Source organism: Streptomyces flavofungini (genome assembly GCF_030388665.1).
Lineage (GTDB): Bacteria > Actinomycetota > Actinomycetes > Streptomycetales > Streptomycetaceae > Streptomyces > Streptomyces flavofungini_A.
Window position 1 is genome coordinate 1,021,606 of the sequence record NZ_CP128846.1, and the last position, 19,296, is coordinate 1,040,901.

Genomic DNA, 19,296 nt, shown 5'->3' on the forward strand with positions numbered 1-19,296 from the left:
CAGGCGATTACGATGCCGACATGTCCGTGACACCACCACCGCAGCCCTCGTTCAAGCGTGTGCCGCCGAGTACGTGGACGGCGCTGGCCTGGTGGGTGGGGTCGGCGCTCACGTTCCTCTTCCGGTTCCGGCTCCCGGGTGAGGCCGAGCCCGCGCAGCAGGGCGTGCTCTTCTTCCGCTGGGACGGCATGGCGACGCTGGCCGTGGCCACACTGCTTGCCTTCGCCGGCAGCCTGCGCCTGAACCGTCGCCCGCTGTCCGGTCTCTTCCTGATCCTGCTCGCCTCGGTGGTCGCCTCGACGCCCCTGAGCGTGGCCGAGATCCCGCTGCTCCAGTTCATCGCGGCCGACGTGGCGCTGTACGTCATCGCCGCGTCCCGGCCGCGCGGGACCGGCCTCGCCGCGCTCTCCATGGCGCTCGGCACCCTCGCCGGATATCTGCTCACCCGCCTGGTCTTCGGCTGGGTCGTCGGGACCTCGGCGGAGCTGACCGTCGCGCTGACGGCCGTCGTCGCCTGGCTCCTCGGCGACGCGGCGCACCAGTCACGCCGCCACGCCGACCAGCTGCGCGAGCAAACCGCGGCCCAGGCCGTCACGGCCGAACGGCTCCGCATCGCACGCGAGTTGCACGACATGGTCGCGCACAGCATCGGCATCATCGCCCTCCAGTCCGGCGCGGCGCGGCGCGTCATGGGCACCCAGCCCGAGCAGGCCCGCGGCGCCCTCGGCGAGATCGAGAAGGCGAGCCGCGAAACCCTCTCCGGCCTGCGCCGCATGCTCGGCGCGCTGCGCACCGCGGAGCCGGGCAGGGCCCAGGAGGCGGCCCCGCTCGACCCCGGACTCGGCCTCGCCGACGTGGACCGGCTCGCGCGGACCACCACGGCCGCGGGCGTGCGCGTCGAGGTGCGCTGGCTCGGCGAACTCCGTCCGGTGCCGCCGGAGATCGACGTGTCGGCGTACCGCATCATCCAGGAGGCCGTCACCAACGTGGTCCGGCACGCGGGCACCAGCTCCTGCCGGGTGACGGTCGAGAGCCGCGAGCGCGACCTGGCCATCGAGGTGCTCGACAACGGCACCGGCACCGGCGCGGTCCCCGAAGCGGGCTCCGGCTACGGCCTGCTCGGGATGCGCGAGCGGGTCGGCCTGCTGCACGGCGAGTTCTCGGCGCTGCCGCGTCCCGAGGGCGGCTTCCGGGTCGCCGCGCGGCTGCCCGTCCCGGAGGTCGCGCGATGACCGTGCGGGTCCTGCTGGCCGACGACCAGCCGCTGGTGCGCACCGCGCTGCAGATGGTCATCACCGAGGCCGACGACCTCGAAGTCGTCGGCGAGGCCGGGAACGGCGCCGAGGCGGTGCGGCTCACCGCGGAACTCGGCCCCGACGTCGTGGTCATGGACATCCGCATGCCCGGCATGGACGGCATCGAGGCCACCCGCCTGATCACCGAGTCCACGGACGCCACCCGGATCGTCGTCCTGACGACGTTCGACGACGACGACTACGTCTACGGGGCGCTGCGCGCGGGGGCCTCCGGGTTCCTCGTCAAGGACATGGCCCTCGACGAGATCCTGGCCGCCGTCCGGGTCGTCGCCGCCGGGGACGGCCTGATCGCGCCGAGCGTCACCGGGCGCCTGATCAAGGAGTTCGCGGACCGTCCCACGGCCGCGCCGCCGCCACCGGACGTCGCGGGCATCACGGACCGTGAACGCGAGGTCCTGACCCTCGTCGGCGGTGGCCTGTCCAATTCCGAGATCGCCGAGCGGCTGCACATCAGCGTCGCCACCGCGAAGACGTACGTGACGCGCCTGCTCGCCAAGCTGGCCGCCCGCGACCGGGTCCAGCTCGTGATCATCGCGTACGAGACGGGTCTGGTCTCGCCGCCCCGCTGAACCGGGCGGCGGCCGTCGGGCCCGCGGCGGCCACCGAGCGGCGCCCGGGCTCACTGCCCGTCACAATGGAGAGGTGGAGTGGTTCACGGCGGACTCGTACTGGTTGAGCCGTCTGGTGTTCCAGCGGGTCCTCGCTGCGGTGTACCTCGTCGCCTTCCTGGGCGCCGCGTTGCAGTTCCGTGCGCTCATCGGCGAGCGCGGCATGCTGCCCGTGCCCCGGTTCGTCGCGGAGGTGCCGTTCCGCAGGGCCCCGAGCGTCTTCCACTTCCACTACTCGGACCGGTTCTTCGCGCTGTGGGCCTGGACGGGGTGCGCGGTGGCGATGGCGCTGCTCGCGGGCGTCGACGGGCTGCTGCCGCTGTGGGGTGCGATGCTGCTGTGGCTGGTGCCGTGGGTGCTGTATGTGTCCGTCGTGAACGTGGGGCAGACGTGGTACGGCTTCGGCTGGGAGTCGCTGCTCCTGGAGGTGGGCTTCCTCGCCGTGTTCCTCGCGGGGGACGACGTCGGGCCGCCGGTGCTCGTGCTGTTCCTGCTGCGCTGGGTGCTGTTCCGGGTCGAGTTCGGCGCCGGTCTCATCAAGATGCGCGGCGACCCGTGCTGGCGCGAGCTGACCTGCCTGTACTTCCACCATGAGACGCAGCCGATGCCGGGGCCGCTGAGCTGGTTCTTCCACCGGCTGCCGCGGCCGCTGCACCGCGTGGAGGCGGCCGCCAACCACGTCACCCAACTCGCCGTGCCCTTCCTGCTGTTCACCCCGCAGCCGATCGCGACGGGCGCCGCACTCCTGATGGCCGCCACCCAGCTGTGGCTGGTCCTGTCCGGCAACTTCTCCTGGCTGAACTGGCTGACGATCGCGCTCGCCCTCAGCGCCGTCGACTTCCGCCGCCTGGTCGGCGACGCGGCGGCCCCGCCCGCGGACCTCGCTTCTCCCCCGCTCTGGTACGAGATCCTGGTCATCGCCGTCACGGCGGGACTCCTCGCCCTGAGCTACCGCCCGGCCCGCAATCTCCTCTCCCGGCGGCAGGTCATGAACCGCTCCTTCGACCCGCTGCACCTGGTCAACGCCTACGGCGCGTTCGGCAGCGTCAGCCGGGTGCGGCACGAGGTCGTCATCGAGGGGACGTCGGACCCGGTGCCCCGGGCGGACTCCCCATGGCGGGAGTACGAGTTCAAGGGCAAGCCCGGTGATGTGCGGCGGTGGCCGCGCCAGTTCGCTCCGTACCATCTGCGGCTCGACTGGATGATGTGGTTCGCGGCGCTCTCGCCCGGCTACGCGCACGGGTGGTTCGGTCCGCTGGTGGAGCGGCTGCTCGCCGGGGACAGGGACACGCTGCGCCTGCTGCGCCACTGCCCCTTCCCCGACCGGCCGCCGCTCCACGTGCGGGCCCGGCTGTACCGCTACCGCTGCACGACGTGGCGTGAGCTGCGCGCGACGGGCGCGTGCTGGGAGCGGACGTACGTACGGGAGTTCCTGCCGCCGACGCGGCTCGATCGGGCCGCGCCGTCGGACAGGTGAACTCACGAGGCCCCGACAGGTGGTCTCACCAGGCCGGCGCCTCCGCGACCTCCTTGGGGTTCGGTCCGCCGCGGATGACAGGAGTAAAGCGGCCCTCGCCTACGCCCGCAGCGGGTCCGGCCGGACCCGCCCGGGACGGAGCGCACTCGCGGGCGAACGCACCACCTCCTCCGTCGGATCCCTTGGCCCAGCAGGCCACGCCGGCCAGTCGGGTCCGCCGGCCAGGAGGGGCCTCCTCTCAGGTGAAGGCCCGCCTCTCAGGAGGGGCCCGCCGGGCAGGAGGAGCCCGCCGCTGCTTCCGGCAGCCCGTACACCCGTCGCGCCGTCCCCGCGAAGACCTCCGCACGCTCGGCGGCGCTCAGCTCGGCCGTCAACGACCGTGCCGCGTCGATGACTTCGCCGTACGTGGCCGCGAGGTCCGACACCGGCCAGTCCGAGCCGAACATCAGCCGGGTGGGGCCGAACGCCTCCAGCGCCGTGTCCGCGTACGGCCGCAGCGCCGCCACCGTCCAGGACTCCCAGTCGGCCTCGGTCACCAGGCCGGACAGCTTGGCCACGGTGTTCGGCAGGGACGCGAAGGCGCGCAGGGAGGCCGTCCAGGGTTCGAGGGCGCCGGAGGCGATGGGCGGCTTGCCCAGGTGGTCGAGCACGAAGGTGACGTGCGGCATGCGCGCGGCCGCCTCGGCGCACATCGGGAGCTGGTCGGGGCGCACCACGAGGTCGTGCACGAGGCCCGCGTCCGCCAGGGCGGCGAGCCCGCGCCGCACGTCCGCGCGCAGCAGCCACTGCGGGTCGGGGTCGGACTGCACCTGGTGGCGGATGCCCACCAGGTGGGCGCCGCCCGGCAGTTCGGCGAGCGCGGCCAGGGTGTCGGCGACGTCGGGGCGGGTCAGGTCGGTCCAGCCCACGACCCCGGCGATCAGGTCGCATTCCGCGGCGAGGGCCAGGAACTCCGGGGTCTCCTCGGCCACGGTGACGGTCTGCACGAGGACCGTGGCGACGACTCCGGCAGCGTGCGCGTGCGGCGCGAGGTCGTCGACGGTGAAGGTCCGCCGGATCGGGGCGAGGGCGGGCCCGGTGATCCAGTCCTGGTCGCGCACGGCGAGGTCCCACACGTGGTGGTGGGCGTCGACGACCGCGTGTGTCACGGCAGTTCCCATACGACGGGCAGGCCCGCGTCCGCGCCGTCGCCCGAGTAGTCGTGGACCACGTCGAGCAGCTCCGCCATGCGTGCCTGCCAGGCCACGTTCACGGGCAGCCGCTCCAGCTCGGCGAGGAGGCGGGCGTAGTCGTCGCACTCCAGGACGTGGAAGAGGTCGGTCCCGCTGCGCCAGATCGTCCAGGACGTGGCACCGGCGGCGCGGATGGCGGCGGTCAGCTCGGCGGGGACCTCGCGGTGCGCGGCCTCGTACGCCTCGACGCGGTCGGCGCGGACCTTGGTGTGCAGGGCGACTCTCACGGGGCTGCGGCCTTTCCGGTAGGTCCCTCTCCGGGCACGGGCACCTCGGGCGGCAGGAGGCCCTTCGACCGGGCCTCCGTCCAGAAGTCCGCGGGCACGTCGGCCGCGAACTGCTTGACTGCGTCGGCCACTTGGCCGGGTGCGTGGATACCGACGAGGACGCTCGCCACCGCCGGGTGACCGAAGGGGAAGGCGAGCGCGGCCGCCCGCAGGGTGGTGTCGTGGCGGCCGGCGAGTGCCTGCAACGACCGGGCCCGGTCCAGGAGTTCGCCGGGCGCCTCGGTGTAGTCGAACCGCGCCCCCTCCTTCGGGTCGGCGAGGAGACCGGAGTTGAAGACGCCACCGATGACGACCGACGTGCCGCGCGCGCTCGCGGCGGGCAGCAGCTCGGCCAGTGCCTGGTGGTCGAGGAGGGTGTAGCGGCCCGCGCACAGCACGGCGTCGACGTCGGTGTCGCGGACGAAACGGGTCAGCATCTCGGCCTGGTTCATGCCCGCGCCGATGGCGCCCACGACGCCTTCGGCGCGCAGTCGTTCCAGGGCGGGATAGCCCTCGCGGAAGGCCTCTTCGCCGTGGTTGTCCGGGTCGTGGAGGTAGACGATGTCGACGCGGTCGATGCCGAGGCGTTCCAGGCTGGACTCGATCGAGCGGCGCACGCCGTCCGCGCTGAAGTCCCATCTCCGCCGGTGGTGGGCGGGCACGGCGAAGCCGCCGTCGGCCAGGTCGTCGCCGGTCACCGCCCCGGTCACCGGCTCCAGGATCCGCCCCACCTTCGTGGAGACGGTGTACGCGTCCCGGGGGCGCCCGCGCAGGGCCGCCCCGAGCCTGCGTTCGGACAGGCCGAGGCCGTAGTGCGGCGCGGTGTCGAAGTAGCGCATCCCGGCGTCCCAGGCGGAGTTCAGCGCGACGGCGGCGTCCTCGTCGGTGACGGGCGAGTACAGGTTGCCGATCCCGGCGCCGCCGTACGACAGCTCGCTGACCAGGACGTCGCTGCGGCCGAGCCGTCGGGCCGCTATGCCGCTCACGGGGCCACCGGCCGCAGCCGCAGGCCCTGCATGCCGCCGTCGACGGCGAGCGCGGTGCCGGTCGTCGCGCCGGACAGCGGACTCGCCAGGTAGGCGATGGCCCCGGCGACCTCGTCGGCGCCGACCAGGCGCCCGGTGGGCTGGCGGGCCTCCAGGGCGGCGCGCTCGGCCGCCGGATCGGGGGCGGCGTCGAGGAGGCGGCCGACCCACGGGGTGTCCACGGTGCCGGGGTTGACGCAGTTCACGCGCACTCCTTCGCGGACGTGGTCGGCGGCCATGGCGAGCGTGAGCGAGAGTACGGCGCCCTTGGACGCGGAGTACAGGGCGCGCTGCGGCAGGCCCGCGGTCGCGGCGATGGAGCAGGTGTTGACGATCGCCGCGTGCGCGGACGCCCGCAGGTGCGGGAGCGCGGCCCGGGTGGTGCGGACGATGCCGAGGACGTTCACGTCGAGGACGGTGTGCCACTGCGCGTCGTCGTTGTCCTCGATGGTGCCCTGGGCACCGATGCCCGCGTTGTTGATCAGGACATCGAGGACACCCTGGCCGCCGAAGTCGGCGACGGCCGCCGCGACGGCCTCCCGCACCGCCGTGTCGTCGGTGACGTCGGCGGCGTATCCGCGCAGCGGCTTCTCCACGCCGCTCGGATCGAGGTCGAGCACCGCCACCTGGGCGCCCCGGGCGGCGAGGAGCTCCGCCGTGGCCCGGCCGATGCCGGACGCGCCGCCGGTGACCAGAGCCCTGAGGCCGGTGAAGTCCGTCATGCCGCTGCCCCCTTCCGTGCCGTCTTCTTCTGCGCCGTCGTCTTCTGTGCCGTCTGCTGCTCCGCGGTCAGCCCTTCCGCGGTCTTCTGCTCCGCCACGTTCGCCTTCGGTGGCGCCGTCGTGCCCTCAAAGCCCGCCCGACCCGCGAGGTCGGCGGCCCAGAACGCGCCGCCTGGGTAGGTGAACTCCGCCAGGGACTCGGGGTGCATGGTCGCCGAGAAGCCGGGCGCGGTGGGTGCGGTGTAGTGCCCGCCGCGGATCACGACGGGGTCCACGAAGTGTTCGTGGAGGTGGTCGACGTACTCGATGACGCGGTTCTCCGTGGTGCCGGACAGCGCGACGAAGTCGAACATCGACAGGTGCTGGACCAGTTCGCACAGGCCGACGCCGCCCGCGTGCGGGCACACCGGCACGCCGAAGCGGGCGGCGAGCAGCAGGATCGCGAGGTTCTCGTTGACGCCGCCGACGCGGGCCGCGTCGAGCTGCAGGACGTCGATGGCGCCGGCCTGGAGGAGCTGTTTGAACACGATGCGGTTCTGCACGTGTTCGCCGGTGGCCACCTTCACCGGGGCGACCGCCTCGCGGATCGCGGCGTGCGCGAGGACGTCGTCGGGGCTGGTGGGCTCCTCCACCCAGTACGGGTCGAACTCGGCGAGGGCGCGGGTCCAGCGCACGGCCTCGTCGAGGCCCCAGCGCTGGTTGGCGTCGATGGCCATGCGGATGTCGGGGCCGATGGCCGCGCGGGCGGTGCGGCAGCGGCGGATGTCGTCGTCGAGGTCCGCGCCGACCTTCAGCTTGATCTGGGTGAAGCCGTCGGCGACGGCCTGGCGGGCGAGCCGGGTGAGCTTCTCGTCGCTGTAGCCGAGCCAGCCCGGTGAGGTGGTGTAGCCGGGGAAGCCGTGGGCGCGCAGCTCCGCCTCGCGGGCGGCCGCGCCGGTGCGGCCCGCCCGCAGCAGGTCCAGGGCCTGCTCGGGGGTGAGCGCGTCGGCGATGTAGCGGAAGTCGACCTGGGAGACCAGCCATTCGGGGTCCGCGTCGGCGAGGAGCTTCCACAGCGGGGTGCGGGCGCGCTTGGCGGCCAGGTCCCAGACGGCGTTGACGACGGCGCCGACCGCCATGTGCATCACGCCCTTCTCGGGTCCGAGCCAGCGCAGCTGGCTGTCGCCGATCAGGTCGCGGTTGAGCGTGCCCGGGTCCCCGCAGAGCTCGTCGACGGAGCGGCCGACGACGTGGTGGCGCAGGGCGTCGATCGCGGCGACCTGTACGTCGTTGCCGCGCCCGATGGTGAAGGTGAAGCCGTGTCCTTCGAGTCCGTCCTCGGCGTCGGTGCGCAGCACCACATAGGCGGCCGAGTAGTCCGGGTCCGGGTTCATGGCGTCGGACCCGTCCAGTTCCCGGGAGGTCGGGAAGCGGATGTCGTAGGTGTCGACCGCGGTGACGCGGCCGGGAGTTGGGGACACAGGAGGCCTTTCCGGAAAGGAACGGGGAGCCAGGGGCGGGCGGGGACCTCAGTCCTGGGCGCGGCCCGTGGTGACGCGGGCGATCATCAGGGCGACCAGGATGATGCCGCCGTAGATGGCCTGGATCCAGAAGGACGGCACCTGGGCGAGCGTGAGCAGGTTCTGTACGACGCCGAGCAGCAGGACGCCGGTCAGCGCGCCGAACATGGTGCCCTTGCCGCCGTCGAGGCTGATGCCGCCGATGACGGCCGCCGCGAACACCGTGAAGATCATGTTGGTGCCCTGGTTGGCGTTGATCGCGCCGACGTAGCCGGTCTGCATCAGGCCGCCAACGGCGGCGAGGCCGCCCGCCACCACGAAGACGCCGAGCATCACGCGGTCGACGCGGATGCCCGCGGCCCGCGCCGCCTCCGGGTTGCCGCCGATGGCGTACAGGGCGCGGCCCACCCGGTGGTACTTGAGCACGAGGCCCGCGATGCCGAAGGCGGCCGCCGCGATCCACACGGAGAGGGGCACGGTCAGGAACGTCGAGGTGGCGAGCGTGAAGAACGGCTCGGGCATGCCGAAGAGGGTCTTGCCCTCGGTGGCGCCGACGAGGACGCCGCGCAGCACGATCAGCATGGCGAGCGTGACGATGAACGCGTTGAGCTTCAGCTTGACGACGAGGACGCCGTTGAAGGCGCCGATCACCGCGCCCACCAGGACGATCGCGATCAGCCCCACGGCGGTGGGCATGTCGGTGCCGAACCCGGCCTGGGCCGCGGGCAGCACGAGCAGCGCTCCGATGGCGGGCGCGATGCCGACGACCGACTCCAGGGACAGGTCGAACTTGCCGGTGATCAGCACCAGGGACTCGGCGAGGACGACCATCGCGAGGGCCGCGGACGCGCCCAGGATGGAGATGAGGTTCCGCTCGGTGAGGAAGGAGTCGTTGACGAAGGCGCCGAAGACCATGAGCAGCAGCAGGGCGGGGACGAGGGCGAGTTCCCTGGCCCGGTGCAGGACGATGCTCTTCGCCGAGCGGGGTTCGCGGGGGCGCGTCGGGGTGGTGGCCGGCTTCGCAGCCGAGGGGGCTTTGACGTCAGCCATGGCTTTCTCCTTGTGGATCTGCTGCGGGGCGGTGGGGGCTGGGCGCGCAGTTCCCCGCGCCCTTTTCAGGGCCCCTGTCGGGGCCCGTCTGGCCCACCCCCTCCACCGACGCGATCAGTTCGTGGTCGTGCCAGCCCGCCGCGTGCTCCGCGACCACGCGGCCGTGGAAGAGGACGAGGACGCGGTCGCAGCGGCGCAGGTCGTCGAGTTCGTCGGAGACGACGATCACGGCGGTGCCGTCGTCGCGGGCGTGGTCGACGCGGGCGAGCAGGGACTCCTTGGACTTCACGTCGACGCCCGCGGTGGGGTTGATGAGGACGAGCAGCCGGGGCTCCGAGGCCAGGGCCCGTGCCATGACGACCTTCTGCGCGTTGCCTCCGGAGAGGTCGGACACGGACTGGTCGGGCCCTTCGGCGTGGATGTCGAGCCGCTTGATGAGCCCGCCCGCGAAGGCGCGCTTGCGGTCGGTGCCGACGAAGCCGTACCGGCCGAGGCTGCCGAGGACGCTCATGGTGGCGTTGTCGCCGATGGACATGCCGTACACGAGGCCCTCGCCGTGCCGGTCGCGCGGTACGCAGCCGACTCCGGCCCGCAGCGCGGCGGGCACGTCGCCGAACGTGAGGGGGTCGCCGTCGAGCAGGGCGGTGCCCGCGGTCGGGGTGTGCAGCCCGGCGAACGACTCCGCGAGGTTGATCTTGCCGCTGCCGCTGGATCCGGCGAGACCGACGACCTCGCCCTTGCGCACGGTGAGGTCGACGTTCTCGTACGACGTGCTGGTGAGCCCGCGCACGTCGAGGAGGACCGGCGCGTCGGCGGGGACGTCGGGCTCGGTGCGGGCCTTGCTCTCCGTGATGGCCTCGCCCGCCATGGCCTCCACGAGGGCGGCGCGCGGGAGTTCGGCCACGGGGGCGGTGGTGATCCAGCGGGCGTCGCGCAGCACGGTGACGGTCTGGCACACCTCGTACACCTCTTGCAGATGGTGCGAGATGAACAGGAAGGTCACGCCGGAGTCCTGCAGCGCCCGCATGCGCGTGAAGAGGCGCTCGATCTCGCGGTTGTCGAGCTGCGCGGTGGGTTCGTCGAGGACGATGAAGCGCGCGCCGAAGCTGAGCGCCCGGGCGATCTCCACCATCTGGCGGTCCTCGACCTTGAGGTCGGCGGTGCGGGCGTCGGGGTCGACGTGCACGTCCCAGGTGCCGAGGACCTCCGCGGCCTCGGCCCTGAGGCGGCGCCAGCTGATGAGTCCGCCGCGGCCCTGGGGCTGGCGGTTGATGAACAGGTTCTCGGCGACCGACAGTTCCGGTACGACGGTGGGCCGCTGGTAGACGCAGGCGACCTTGCGGCGCCAGGCGTCGCGGTCGGCGAGCGGTGGGGCCGCCTCGCCGTCGAACAGGACGGTGCCGGCGTCGGGCGCCTGGAGGCCGGTGAGGATGGTGACGAGGGTGGACTTGCCCGCGCCGTTGCGGCCGACGAGGGCGTGGGACTCGCCGGGCCTGACGGTCAGGCGGCCGTCCTGGAGGGCCACGGTGGGTCCGTACCGCTTGGCTATGCCGGTCGCCTCGACGAGGGGCACTCCCCCGTCCCCGGCGACCGGCCCGATCGCTGACGTCGTCATTTGACCGAGTTGCCCCAGAGCTTGGCGTCGTCCACGTTCTCCTTGGTGACGAGCGGCGCGGGCAGCTGGTCCTCGAGGATGCCGCTGGGCAGCTTCACGATGGTGGAGTCGTGGTCGGTGGGGCCGGGCTTGAACTTCTTCCCGTTCATCGCCGCCTTGATGTAGTACATGCCGTACTTGGCGTACGCGTCGGCGGGCTGGGAGACGGTCGCGTCGATCTGGCCCTTGCGGATGGCGTCGAACTCCTGCGGGATGCCGTCGTTCGACACGATCGCGATGTGGCCCTTCGTGCCCGCCTTCTTCAGCATCCCCTTGGACTTCAGGGTCTGCAGCGTCGGCGCGAGGTAGACGCCGCCCGCCTGCATGTAGATGCCCTTGATGTCGGGGTTGGAGTTCAGGAGCGTGTCCAGCTTGGAGGCGGCGGTGTCCGACTCCCACTTGGCGGGGATCTCCAGGACCTTCAGCTTCGGGTACTTGTCCTTGACGCAGTCCCGGAAGGCCTTGGAGCGCTCGCGTCCGTTGACGGAGGCCAGATCGCCCATGATCTGGACGACCTTCCCGCTCTTGACCTGCTTGCCCAGGTAGTCGCAGGCCTTCTGCCCGTACGCGCGGTTGTTCGCGCGCACGACCATCGCGACCTTGCCCTTCTCCGGCGCCACGTCGACGGCGACCACCGGCACGCCCTTGCGCTCCGCCTGGTCCAGGCCCGCCGAGATCGCGGCGCTGTCGAGCGGGGCCACGACCAGGCCCTTGACGCCCTGGTTCAGCTGATTGTTGATGTCCGTTATCTGCTGCGAGGGGTCGCTGTTGGAGTTGACGGTCTTCAGCGCGTCGACGTCCTCGGACTTCGCCATCTTCGGCACGTAGTCGTTGTACGACTGCCAGAACGGCGAGGTGAGCAGCGGCAGGATGACCCCGACCTTGCCCTCGCCGCCGTCCCCGCCACCGGATTTCGCGGAGTCCTTCGTACTGCCGCAGGCGGTGAGCGCGAGCGCGGCGCAGGCCGCCGCGGCTCCCACGCGGACGCCCTGGGCGCGCCGCTTCCTCCAGGGGCTGTTCCGCACTGTACTGCCGACCATCTGACGGCTCCTCATCGAGCGAATCAAGCGGGAATCATCACGGGACTGAAACGTGGGTCGAGTGACCGTGGGCGAATATTTATCAGACCACTTGGCGCCCACAACACCCCCGGACGGCAAATTTCCCGGGTTTTCAGCCATAGTGGTCCGACCACATCTGTGGCTAAACTGCGCGGCACCCGGCAAGTGAAGGAGCGGTCCGTGGACCACAGCGCCCAGAGCGCGCCCGTGCAGCAGGGCTCCGCGCCCACCCCGCAGGGCTCCGCAGCACCCGCGCAGAAGGGCACCGTGACCCAGCGGGCCATCGAACAGATCAAGACGATGATCGGCGAAGGCAGACTCGAACCGGGGCAGCGGCTGCCCACGGAGCGGGACCTGGCCACGCAGCTGGGGATCTCGCGCAGCTCCATGCGGGAGGCGATCCGGGCCCTGACCGTGCTCGGCGTCCTGGAGGCACGGCACGGCTCGGGCATCTACGTGACCCGGCTGGAGGCCGGTGACCTCCTGGAGACCTTCGGCGTCGTCGCCGATCTGTCCCGGGGCCCGCGCCTGGTGGAGCTGCTTGAGGTGCGCCGGGTCCTGGAGGCCACGTCAACCGCCCTCGCCGCCGCCCGCATCTCCCCCGGTCAGCTGGCCGACGTGGAGAAACACCTCGCGGCGATGGACGCCACCGACGACCCCGAGGAGATCCTCGCCCACGACCTCGCCTTCCACCGGGCCATCGCGCTCGCCGCGGGCAACGACACGATGGCCGCGATCCTCGAAGGCCTCTCCTCGCGCACGTTCCGGGCCCGTGTGTGGCGCGGCTATCAGCAGGAGGGCGCCTTCGAGCGGACCCGCAGGGAGCACGCCCGCATCCACCGGGCCCTGGTCGCCCGGGACCCGGAGGCCGCGCGGGCCGCGGCGGCGGCGCACGTGGGCGAGGTCGAGGAGTGGCTCCGGGCGCACCTGGAGGCAGGTCGGGAAGGGGATGCGGGGGCGGACGAACCAGGGGCATGAACACGCCACTGTGGGATGCTGGTCGGGTGAACCTGGAGGACCTCGTCCGGCTGCGCCGGGCCCGTGACCGGATGGACCGCGAGTACGCGCAGCCACTGGACGTGCCGGAGCTCGCGCGCTTCGCGCTGATGTCGCCGGGCCACTTCTCGCGCAGCTTCCGCGCCGCCTTCGGCGAGACGCCGTACAGCTATCTGATGACGCGCCGGATCGAGCGCGCCAAGGCCCTGCTGCGCCGGGGCGACCTGTCGGTGACGGAGGTCTGCTTCGAGGTGGGGTGTACGTCGCTCGGGTCGTTCAGCTCGCGTTTCACGGAGCTGGTCGGCGAGAGCCCGTCCGCGTACCGGGCCCGCCCCCATGACGAGGGCGCCGCCGTGCCCGCCTGCATTGCCAAGATCCACACCCGGCCGGTCAGGAACGCCAGGCCAGGGACCGGTCAGGAATCGAGAAGCGAACCGCAGCCCCCGCCCGTAGCGTGATCGGCATGGACATCACGCTCTCGCAAGCCTTCATCGCCGTCGACGACCACGACAAGGCGCTCGCCTTCTACCGGGACGCACTCGGCCTCGAAGTGCGCAACGACGTCGCCTTCGAGGGCATGCGCTGGGTGACCGTCGGCTCTCCGGCCCAGCCGGACGTGGAGGTCGTCCTGGAGCCGCCGCTCGCGGACCCCAACGCCTCCCCCGCCGACCGGCAGGCCATGGCGGAGCTCCTCGCGAAGGGCCTGCTGCGCGGTGTGATCTTCCGGACCGACGACGTCGACGCCACCTTCGAGCGGATCCGCGCCGCGGGCGGCGAGGTCCTGCAGGAACCCATGGACCAGCCCTACGGCGTCCGCGACTGCGCCTTCCGCGACCCCGCGGGCAACATGCTGCGCTTCAACCAGCCGAGCGAGCAGTAGGCAGCGAGGAGACAGGACCACCATGGCCAGCAGCACGGACCGGCGGTCACCCGCGCCGCACGAAGCCGACAGCCACGACATGATCCGCGTGCACGGCGCGCGCGTGAACAACCTCAAAGACGTCACCATCGAGATCCCCAAGCGCAGGCTGACGGTGTTCACCGGCGTCTCGGGCTCGGGCAAGAGCTCCCTGGTGTTCGGCACGATCGCCGCGGAGTCGCAGCGCCTCATCAACGAGACGTACAGCGCCTTCCTGCAGGGCTTCATGCCGACCCTCGCGCGGCCCGAGGTCGACGTGCTCGACGGGCTCACCACCGTCATCACCGTCGACCAGCAGCGCATGGGGTCCGACCCGCGCTCCACGGTCGGCACCGCCACCGACGCCAACGCGATGCTGCGCATCCTCTTCAGCCGCCTGGGCAAGCCGCACATCGGCCCGCCCAGCGCCTACTCCTTCAACACCGCCTCGGTCCGGGCGAGCGGCGGCATCACCGTCGACCGGGGCGCGGCGAAGACGAAGACCGTGAAGGCGACCTTCCACCGCGTCGGCGGCATGTGCACGCGCTGCGAGGGCCGGGGCGCGGTCTCCGACATCGACCTCACCCAGCTCTACGACGACTCCAAGTCGATCGCCGAGGGCGCGTTCACCATCCCCGGCTGGAAGTCGGACAACGTCTGGACGGTGGGGCTCTACGCCCAGTCGGGCTTCCTCGACCCGAACAAGCCGATCCGCCGGTTCACCAAGAAGGAGATGCAGGACTTCCTCTACCGCGAACCGGTCAAGGTGAAGGTCAACGGCGTCAACCTCACCTACGAAGGCCTGATCCCCAAGATCCAGAAGTCGTTCCTGTCGAAGGACAAGGAGGCGATGCAGCCGCACATCCGGGCGTTCGTGGAACGCGCGGTCACCTTCACCACCTGCCCCGAGTGCGACGGCACGCGGCTCAGCGAGGGCGCCCGATCCTCGAAGATCAAGCGCGTCAGCATCGCCGACGCCTGCAAGATGGAGATCAGGGACCTGGCCGCCTGGGTCCGCGGTCTCAAGGAGCCGTCGGTGGCGCCGCTGCTCACCGCGCTCCAGCGGACGCTCGACTCCTTCGTGGAGCTGGGCCTCGGCTACCTCTCCCTCGACCGGGCCGCGGGCACGCTCTCCGGCGGCGAGGCGCAGCGCGTCAAGATGATCCGCCACCTCGGCTCCTCGCTCACCGACGTCACCTACGTCTTCGACGAGCCCACGATCGGCCTGCACCCGCACGACATCCAGCGCATGAACGACCTGCTGCTCCGGCTGCGGAACAAGGGCAACACGGTGCTCGTCGTGGAGCACAAGCCGGAGGTCATCGCCATCGCCGACCACGTCGTCGACCTCGGCCCCGGCGCGGGCACGGACGGTGGCGCGGTCTGCTTCGAGGGCACCGTCGCGGGACTGCGGGCGAGCGACACCGTCACCGGCCGCCACTTCGACGACCGGGCCGCCGTCAAGGACTCGGTGCGCGAGCCCACCGGCACCCTGGAGATCCGCGGCGCGAGCACGCACAACCTGCGCGACGTCGACGTCGACGTGCCCCTCGGGGTGCTCGTCGCCGTCACCGGCGTCGCGGGCTCCGGCAAGAGCTCCCTCGTGCACGGCTCGCTCCCGGCCGACGCCGACGTGGTGTCGATCGACCAGACCCCGATCCGCGGCTCACGGCGGAGCAACCCGGCGACGTACACCGGGCTGCTCGACCCGATCCGCAAGGCCTACGCGAAGGCCAACGGCGTGAAGCCCGCGCTGTTCAGCGCCAACTCCGAGGGCGCCTGCCCCACCTGCAACGGCGCGGGCGTGGTCTACACCGACCTCGGCATGATGGCCGGGGTCGCCACGCCCTGCGAGGAGTGCGAGGGCAAGCGCTACCAGGCCTCGGTGCTCGACCACCACCTCGGCGGCCGCGACATCAGCGAGGTGCTCGCGATGTCGGTGACCGAGGCCGAGCAGTTCTTCGGCTCCGGCGAGGCGCACACCCCCGCCGCGCACAGGATCCTCGGCCGCCTCGCGGACGTCGGGCTCGGCTACCTCACCCTCGGCCAGCCGCTCACCACCCTGTCGGGCGGCGAGCGGCAGCGTCTGAAGCTGGCCGCCCACATGGCCGAGAAGGGCGGCGACCGCCTCGTCTACGTACTCGACGAGCCGACCGCCGGACTCCACCTCGCCGACGTCGAGCAGTTGCTCGGCCTGCTCGACCGCCTCGTGGACTCCGGCAGGTCGGTCATCGTGGTCGAGCACCACCAGGCGGTGATGGCGCACGCCGACTGGATCATCGACCTGGGTCCTGGCGCGGGCCACGACGGCGGCGAGATCGTCTTCGAGGGCACACCCGCCGATCTCGTCGCCGCCCGCACCACGCTGACCGGCGAGCACCTCGCCGCCTACGTGGGCGCCTGACCCGCTCAGGCGCGCGTGAACCGCAGCGTGACCAGCTCGAACGCCCGCAGGGACACGGCCACTTCACCGCCCGCGAGCTCCGGGGCCGCCACACCGGCCAGCGGCCGCTCAAGGAGGTCGGTCACCGCGACCGAACCGGCCGGGAAGCCCACGGCGAGGGTGGCCTTCGCCCGCCCGCCCCGGGACTCGTGGAAGCGGACGACCACGTCGCCGCTGCCGTCGTCGGCGAGCTTGACCGCGGTGACCACGACGGCGTCGTTGTCGACGCCGACCAGCGGAGCGACGGGCGCGCCGCCGGTGAGGGTCCGCACGGGCAGGTTGATCCGGTAGCCCTCGCGGACCGCGTCGCCGATGGTCGCGCCGGGCGCGAGCGCGTGCCGGAAGCGGTGCGTGCCCTGGTCGGTCTCGGGGTCGGGGAAGCGCGGGGCGCGCAGCAGCGAAACGCGCACCGTGGTGGTCGTACCGGCGTCGCTGTCGCGGACGTCGCGGGTGACGTCGTGACCGTACGTCGAGTCGTTGACGAGGGCGACGCCCCAGCCCGGCTCCTCGACGTGCACGAAGCGGTGGTTGCAGGCCTCGAACTTGGCGGCCTCCCAGCTGGTGTTGGTATGGGTGGGCCGGTGGAAGTGCCCGAACTGGGTCTCCGAGGCGTACCGCTCGGCGTGCACGTCGAGCGGGAAGGCCAGCTTGAGGAACTTCTCCGTCTCGTGCCAGTCGACCTCGGTGTCGATGTCCAGGCGCCGCTCGCCGGGCGCGAGGGTCAGGACCTGCGTCATGCGGGACGAACCGAAGGCGCGCACGACCCGGACCGACGCGCCCTCGCCGGGCACGACCTCCTCGGCGTCCGTCAGGTCCGTGACGGAGTTCCGGTAGAACTCGTCGACGTCCCAGGCGTCCCACATGTTCGGGAAGTCGGCGTGCAGCTGCGGCAGGTTCGCGGCGTGCCCCGGCGCGACGGTCTCGCGCCCCGCCTCGATGTCGTACGCGGACACGACCAGGCCACGCCCGTCGATCTCGACGCGCAGCAGGCCGTTGTCGAGGACGTACCCGCCGCCGGCGCGGGCGGCGATGGCGGACTGGCCCGCGGCCACGGGCTGAGCGGCGCCGCCCGCGGGGACGCCGTCGCGGGTGTGCGGCGCGGAGTTGAACACCAGGGTGCTGCCGCCCTCGCCGGCGAGGGCGCGCTGGGCCGCGGTGATGATGCCGTTGAGGTCGGCGGCGACCGCCGCGTAGGTCGCGCGGGCCTCGCGGTGCACCCAGGCGATCGACGAGCCGGGCAGGATGTCGTGGAACTGGTGCAGCAGCACCGTCTTCCAGATCCGGTCCAACTCCTCGTACGGGTACGGGAATCCGGCGCGCACCGCGGCCGTCGCGGCCCACAGCTCCGCCTCCCGCAGCAGGTGCTCGCTCAGGCGGTTGCCCTGCTTGGTGCCGGCCTGGCTGGTGAGCGTGGCGCGGTGCAGCTCCAGGTACAGCTCGCCGACCCACACCGGGGCGTTCGGGTACTCGGCCTCGGCCTTCTCGAAGAACGCGGCCGGGGTCTCCCACTGAACGGTGGCCGAGCCCTCCAGGTTCCGCAGCCGCCCCGCCTTGGCGATCATCTCGCGGGTGGTGCCGCCGCCCCCGTCGCCCCAGCCGGTGGGCGCGAGCGAGTGCCGGGCGACGCCCTTGTCCTTGAAGTTCTTGGCCGCGTGCGCGATCTCGCTGCCCTTCATGGAGCAGTTGTACGTGTCCACGGGCGGGAAGTGCGTGAAGATCCGGGTGCCGTCGATGCCCTCCCACTGGAAGGTGTGGTGCGGGAACTTGTTGGTCTGCGACCACGAGATCTTCTGCGTGAGCAGCCACTTGGCGCCCGCCGCCTTGATGATCTGCGGCAGTCCGGCCGCGAAGCCGAAGGTGTCCGGCAGCCACGCCTCGTCGTTCTCGACGCCGAACTCCTCGATGAAGAACCGCTTGCCGTGGACGAACTGACGGGCCATCGCCTCCGAGCCCGGCATGTTCGTGTCCGACTCCACCCACATGCCGCCGGTCGGCACGAACCGCCCGTCGGCCACGGCCTTCTTGACCTTCGCCCACACCTCGGGCCGGTGCTCCTTGACCCACGCCCACTGCTGCGCCTGCGACATGGCGAAGACGAAGTCCGGCTCGTCCTCCAGGAGCGCCGTCATGTTCGACGTCGTCCGCGCCACCTTGCGCACCGTCTCGCGCAGCGGCCACAGCCAGGCGGAGTCGATGTGCGCGTGGCCGACGGCGCTGATGCGGTGGGCGGAATCGTGGGCGGGTGCGGCGAGGACGCCCTCCAGTTCGGCTCGGGCTGCGCCCGCCGAACCGTTGACGTCCTGGAGGTCGACCGCGTCCAGGGCGCGGTCGACGGCCCGCAGGATCTCGTGGCGGCGGCCGGAGTCCTCCGGCAGCTCCTCCATCAGCTCGCCCAGGACCTCCAGGTCGACGACCAGCTGCCACACCGTCTCGTCGAACACCGCGAGGTCCATGCGCTCCAGGCGGTACTGGGGCTCACTGCCCGCCGTGTCCTTGTCGCCCAGCTGCGTCGGCAGGAAGGGGTGGTAGTCGAGGATCACCGGGTTGGACGCCGCCTCGATGTGCAGGCGCACCTCTTCCCCGCCCTGGGCCGGGGTCGCTATCCGCACCCACTGGTTGCGGGGGTTCAGGCCCTTCACCGGGGTGCCGTCCGGGCGGTACACCAGGCCCTCGCACTGGAAGCCCGGCATGTTCTCGTCGAAGCCGAGGTCCAGGATCGCCTCGACTGTCCTGCCCGCCCACTCCGGCGGGACCGTGCCCGTCACCCGGAACCAGCTGGTGCCCCACGGGGCGCCCCAACGGGCGCCCACCGCGGTCGGCTCCGGTTCCGCGGCCAGGCCTTCGGCCACGGGGACCGGTTCGCCCGGGGCGTTCCAGACTGCTACGTCCAGGGGGACGGAGTGGGGGTAGACGGCGGGGCGGATGCGCTCGTCGAGGACGCGCTTGAGGCGGCCCTCCACGAGGCGGCGGTCGTCGTGCATGTGGGTACTCCGTGGGTCGGGGGGTGCGGTGGGGTGGGGTGGGTGGTGCGGTGCGGGGTGGTGGGCCC

General features: G+C 72.0%; 16 protein-coding genes. 7 read left to right on the forward strand and 9 right to left on the reverse strand.

The window, feature by feature from the left end:
• Positions 1-20: 20 nt before the first annotated feature.
• The 3 genes from QUY26_RS04445 (at position 21) to QUY26_RS04455 (ending at position 3,401) form a co-directional block, all read left to right on the forward strand.
• The gene (locus QUY26_RS04445; protein ID WP_289943789.1) at positions 21-1,232 is read left to right on the forward strand and encodes a sensor histidine kinase; all 1,212 of its coding nucleotides are present in this window, start codon (positions 21-23) and stop codon (positions 1,230-1,232) included.
• Entirely contained in the window at positions 1,229-1,885 is a 657-nt protein-coding gene (locus QUY26_RS04450; protein ID WP_289943790.1) for a response regulator, read from the forward strand. Before QUY26_RS04445 ends, QUY26_RS04450 begins: the two co-directional genes overlap by 4 nt.
• A 73-nt stretch (positions 1,886-1,958) precedes the next feature.
• Complete coding sequence (locus QUY26_RS04455; protein ID WP_289943791.1) at positions 1,959-3,401, forward strand: lipase maturation factor family protein; 1,443 nt, start codon at positions 1,959-1,961, stop codon at positions 3,399-3,401.
• A gap of 257 nt (positions 3,402-3,658) precedes the next feature.
• Here QUY26_RS04455 and QUY26_RS04460 read toward each other — a convergent pair whose 3' ends face one another.
• From QUY26_RS04460 to QUY26_RS04495, 8 genes are read right to left on the reverse strand one after another with little or no spacing between them, the layout of a single operon-like run.
• Positions 3,659-4,561 (reverse strand): amidohydrolase family protein, encoded by a 903-nt coding sequence (locus tag QUY26_RS04460; RefSeq protein WP_289943792.1) that lies wholly within the window; start codon positions 4,559-4,561, stop codon positions 3,659-3,661.
• A complete protein-coding gene (locus QUY26_RS04465) occupies positions 4,546-4,860 on the reverse strand; it encodes an L-rhamnose mutarotase (protein ID WP_289943793.1) in 315 nt (104 codons plus the stop codon). Before QUY26_RS04465 ends, QUY26_RS04460 begins: the two co-directional genes overlap by 16 nt.
• Entirely contained in the window at positions 4,857-5,885 is a 1,029-nt protein-coding gene (locus tag QUY26_RS04470) for an aldo/keto reductase (RefSeq protein ID WP_289943794.1), read from the reverse strand. The genes QUY26_RS04465 and QUY26_RS04470 overlap by 4 nt, the downstream gene beginning before the upstream one ends.
• Positions 5,882-6,646, reverse strand: coding sequence for an SDR family NAD(P)-dependent oxidoreductase (locus QUY26_RS04475; RefSeq protein ID WP_289943795.1), 765 nt, complete (start codon positions 6,644-6,646; stop codon positions 5,882-5,884). The genes QUY26_RS04470 and QUY26_RS04475 overlap by 4 nt, the downstream gene beginning before the upstream one ends.
• Entirely contained in the window at positions 6,643-8,106 is a 1,464-nt protein-coding gene (locus QUY26_RS04480; protein WP_289943796.1) for an L-fuconate dehydratase, read from the reverse strand. Before QUY26_RS04480 ends, QUY26_RS04475 begins: the two co-directional genes overlap by 4 nt.
• A gap of 48 nt (positions 8,107-8,154) precedes the next feature.
• Positions 8,155-9,195: an ABC transporter permease gene (locus QUY26_RS04485; RefSeq protein ID WP_289943797.1), complete on the reverse strand. Its 1,041-nt coding sequence runs from the start codon at positions 9,193-9,195 to the stop codon at positions 8,155-8,157.
• Positions 9,188-10,810, reverse strand: a complete 1,623-nt coding sequence (locus QUY26_RS04490) for a sugar ABC transporter ATP-binding protein (RefSeq protein WP_289943798.1) — start codon at positions 10,808-10,810, stop codon at positions 9,188-9,190. Before QUY26_RS04490 ends, QUY26_RS04485 begins: the two co-directional genes overlap by 8 nt.
• Positions 10,807-11,889 (reverse strand): sugar ABC transporter substrate-binding protein, encoded by a 1,083-nt coding sequence (locus QUY26_RS04495; protein WP_289943799.1) that lies wholly within the window; start codon positions 11,887-11,889, stop codon positions 10,807-10,809. The genes QUY26_RS04490 and QUY26_RS04495 overlap by 4 nt, the downstream gene beginning before the upstream one ends.
• A gap of 228 nt (positions 11,890-12,117) precedes the next feature.
• On the opposite strand from QUY26_RS04495, the gene QUY26_RS04500 reads away from it, so the two are divergent.
• The 4 genes from QUY26_RS04500 to QUY26_RS04515 are packed head-to-tail and all read left to right on the forward strand — an operon-like array spanning position 12,118 to position 16,208.
• Positions 12,118-12,888: a FadR/GntR family transcriptional regulator gene (locus QUY26_RS04500; protein WP_289955470.1), complete on the forward strand. Its 771-nt coding sequence runs from the start codon at positions 12,118-12,120 to the stop codon at positions 12,886-12,888.
• Positions 12,885-13,364 carry a helix-turn-helix transcriptional regulator gene (locus QUY26_RS04505; RefSeq protein WP_436840265.1) on the forward strand — a complete coding sequence of 160 codons (480 nt, stop codon included), beginning with the start codon at positions 12,885-12,887 and terminating at the stop codon, positions 13,362-13,364. Before QUY26_RS04500 ends, QUY26_RS04505 begins: the two co-directional genes overlap by 4 nt.
• A gap of 5 nt (positions 13,365-13,369) precedes the next feature.
• Complete coding sequence (locus QUY26_RS04510) at positions 13,370-13,786, forward strand: VOC family protein (protein ID WP_289943800.1); 417 nt, start codon at positions 13,370-13,372, stop codon at positions 13,784-13,786.
• Positions 13,787-13,808: 22 nt separating this feature from the next.
• Complete coding sequence (locus QUY26_RS04515; RefSeq protein WP_289943801.1) at positions 13,809-16,208, forward strand: excinuclease ABC subunit UvrA; 2,400 nt, start codon at positions 13,809-13,811, stop codon at positions 16,206-16,208.
• Between the two features lie 5 nt (positions 16,209-16,213).
• On the opposite strand, the gene QUY26_RS04520 is transcribed toward QUY26_RS04515, so the two are convergent.
• Positions 16,214-19,228 carry an alpha-mannosidase gene (locus QUY26_RS04520; RefSeq protein WP_289943802.1) on the reverse strand — a complete coding sequence of 1,005 codons (3,015 nt, stop codon included), beginning with the start codon at positions 19,226-19,228 and terminating at the stop codon, positions 16,214-16,216.
• Between the last annotated feature and the right edge of the window lie 68 nt (positions 19,229-19,296).